Genomic DNA, 2,841 nt, shown 5'->3' on the forward strand with positions numbered 1-2,841 from the left:
ATTTTTAAAATGCCCCAAATATTAAAAGGGATAATTTCAAAAATTGTTCAAAATTTTCTAAATAATCTTTGAAATTTTATGGGATTATCAGAAATTTTTTTGTTAATGTCTGCTGTAGGTAGGTTTATGAAAAAAAATACTCTGAAGTCAGTTTTTAGTCGGTCCGAATAAGAAAAAAGTCACTTCCAACCCACAAGAAAGTCACTCAGAGCTACTTTTTAATAACCTGTGGTGAGAAAAAAGTATGTAGCTACTGACTTTTTTCTCACTTCGACTGACAAAAAAGTGGTTGTGAGGTATTTTTTTGTAAGAATTATTCCAATATCACCCAACACTTAGGGGTCACGCCTAAATTTGGCGGGATCCCTAAGGTCTTGGTTCGCAGATATTATAAAATATTGTTGATAGGGGAGAGTTGAAACTTCGGTCTGGTAAGTAAAACTGTTCATTATACAATACATTGAAGCAACCCGGCCGTGCCTTCATTTTACAGGTGGCAGTTGTGGTTTGATGGAAAATAGAGACGGGTTAAAAATCCTGTTAATCTTGTAAATTCTGTCCAACCCATCACCATCCCCCGCCGGCTCCGCCACCGCCAAAGCTACCGCCGCCGAAGCCGCCGAAGCCGCCACCACCTCCGCCACCGAAGCTACCGGTTCCGGAGCTGAAATTACCGAATGATCCGCGCTGCCGGCCTGATGCTGAACCCATCATAAACATCGCTGCCAGAAATGGCAGACCGCTACCAGCGGAGCCGCGGTGCATGTTATAATGCCGGGCCCTTCTTATCCGGCCGATTACCGAAAATACGATCACCAGCAGAAACAATATACCAATGGGATAGGGCGCTTTGGATTCCTTCCCGCCGCCTGTTTTTTCCCTGTAATCCTGAGCGGTGTATTCTCCCTGGGTCAGGTTGATCAAAACATCCGTAGCCCTGTCCAAACCCTGGTAAAAATTGCCTTGTTTAAAACTGGGCGTGATCTCTTCATCTATTATTCGGTTGGCAGTGGCATCGGGAACGACTCCTTCCAAACCATATCCGGTGGCTATGAAGATTTTGTTGTTGGATGGATTGATCAGTATCAAAATGCCATTGTCCCTGCCTTTTTGTCCGATACCCCACTTTTCCGCCAGCCTGACCGCATAATCGGATATGGCATACCCGTGAATGTCATCCATCGTTACTATAGCAATCTGTGTTGAGGTTTCCCGGTTGAACTGCACCAGTTTCTGCTCCAGTTTTTGTACATCAGCCTGATCTAAAAATCCGGCAAAGTCATTGACCATCCTCGGCGGCTGCGGACGCTGCGGAAATTCTTCCTGCTGTGAAAATAACTGACCGGTGGATACAATAAGCAATCCGGCAAGGATGTATTTGAACAATTGTGTTTTCAATATTTGCATTTCTTAATTCTCTTTATCCTTTCCAAAGGAAATTTCGTTTGACAATTCATTGACATCATCTTTCTGATAAGGAAAATATTCCTTGAGCGCCTGCCCGGCCATACGGATGCCCCTGGCGAGGCCCTCTGCATATTTTCCCTCCCTGAAGTAGCTGAGTGTGGTATCGCGTATCTCATCCCAGAAATTGTCGGGTGTTACTGCATTGATCCCGGCATCTCCCAGAATGGCAAATTTCCGGTTGTTGAGGGCCAGGTAAAAGAGCACCCCGTTGCGTTTTTCGGTTTTATGCATTTTGAGTTTCTTGAATATATAGGCAGCACGGTCCAGCACATCAATTTTACAGCTTTTTTCCACGTGAAGCCGGATCTCCCCGGAGGTATTCAGTTCCGCTTCCTCTATGGCATCTGTGATGAGCTTTTTCTGTTCTTCTGTAAAAAATTTGGATGGTTTCATTTTTGTTTGCTTTCTTTTTGGTTTATTCCTGAATCAGAACTGCACCTCAGGTGCCTGGTCTGCTCCTTCCTGTGATTCAAAGTAGGCTTTTTCATCGAAACCGAACAGGTTGGCGTAAAATGTTTGCGGAAACTGTTTGATATAGGTGTTGTATTGCTGCACACTCTGGTTGAATCTTCTTCTGGCCACACTGATCCGGTTTTCCGTTCCTTCCAGTTGGGCCTGCAGATCCCTGAAATTCTGGTTGGCCTTTAATTCCGGATAACGTTCGACAACTACCATTAAACGTGATAAAGCAGAGCTCAGGGCTCCCTGGGCCTGTTGAAACTGTTGGAGTTGTTCGGGAGAAAGATTGTTGGCATTGACATCGGTTGAAGCAGCCTGGGATCTGGCCTCGGCCACTTTCTGAAATGTTTCCTGCTCATGCTCGGCATAACCTTTGACCGTGCTGACCAGGTTCGGAATCAGGTCGGCCCTTCTTTGATATTGGGTTTCAACCTGCGACCATTGTTCCTCTACGGTTTGTTCCATCTGGATCATCCTGTTGTAAGTGTTCTTAATGGAAGAATATACAATCAATCCAAAGATGACGATAATTCCGATAATAATCCAGGACCTTTTTATTTTCATTTTTTTTGATGTTTTAATTTAAAGCTCAAAGTTAACATGTTTTATTCGTTATTGGCTGTTCAGAATTGTAAAAAATGATAAAAGTAATATCACTGATGCCAAAGATCTGGCAGATAAATGCTGAATTCTTTTGAAACTTCTAAGTTTTGCGTACCCTCCCTTACCTCACTTGAAAAAGGTGAGGTGATCGGCCTGGTAGTAGAGTCTAAGGATTTCACGAGATTGCCGAGTAAGAAATATTTATGATTCTATATCTACCATACCTTGGGAATTTCTGCGGACCGGTTCCCCTCCCTTGGTCAAGGGAGAGCCTGTCCCGCCGGTTCAGGCGGGAGGCTGAGGGAGAGTACG

General features: G+C 44.2%; 3 protein-coding genes. All 3 read right to left on the reverse strand.

Annotation, left to right across the window (positions count from 1 at the left end):
* Nucleotides 1-567: 567 nt before the first annotated feature.
* Genes KGY70_00445 through KGY70_00455 form a run of 3 tightly spaced genes read right to left on the reverse strand, consistent with a single transcriptional unit; the run spans nucleotide 568 to nucleotide 2,484 of the window.
* Complete coding sequence (locus tag KGY70_00445; GenBank protein ID MBS3773631.1) at nucleotides 568-1,407, reverse strand: TPM domain-containing protein; 840 nt, start codon at nucleotides 1,405-1,407, stop codon at nucleotides 568-570.
* A gap of 3 nt (nucleotides 1,408-1,410) precedes the next feature.
* The gene (locus tag KGY70_00450; GenBank protein ID MBS3773632.1) at nucleotides 1,411-1,860 is read right to left on the reverse strand and encodes a TPM domain-containing protein; all 450 of its coding nucleotides are present in this window, start codon (nucleotides 1,858-1,860) and stop codon (nucleotides 1,411-1,413) included.
* A 33-nt stretch (nucleotides 1,861-1,893) separates the two neighbouring features.
* Nucleotides 1,894-2,484 (reverse strand): LemA family protein, encoded by a 591-nt coding sequence (locus KGY70_00455; GenBank protein MBS3773633.1) that lies wholly within the window; start codon nucleotides 2,482-2,484, stop codon nucleotides 1,894-1,896.
* Nucleotides 2,485-2,841: the final 357 nt, after the last annotated feature.

Source organism: Bacteroidales bacterium (assembly GCA_018334875.1).
GTDB lineage: Bacteria > Bacteroidota > Bacteroidia > Bacteroidales > UBA12077 > JAGXLC01.

Bases quoted from the DNA above. Each gene is read 5' to 3' on its own strand.
- KGY70_00445 (MBS3773631.1), bottom strand. From the start codon at position 1,407: ATGCAAATATTGAAAACACAATTGTTCAAATACATCCTTGCCGGATTG.
- KGY70_00450 (MBS3773632.1), bottom strand. From the start codon at position 1,860: ATGAAACCATCCAAATTTTTTACAGAAGAACAGAAAAAGCTCATCACA.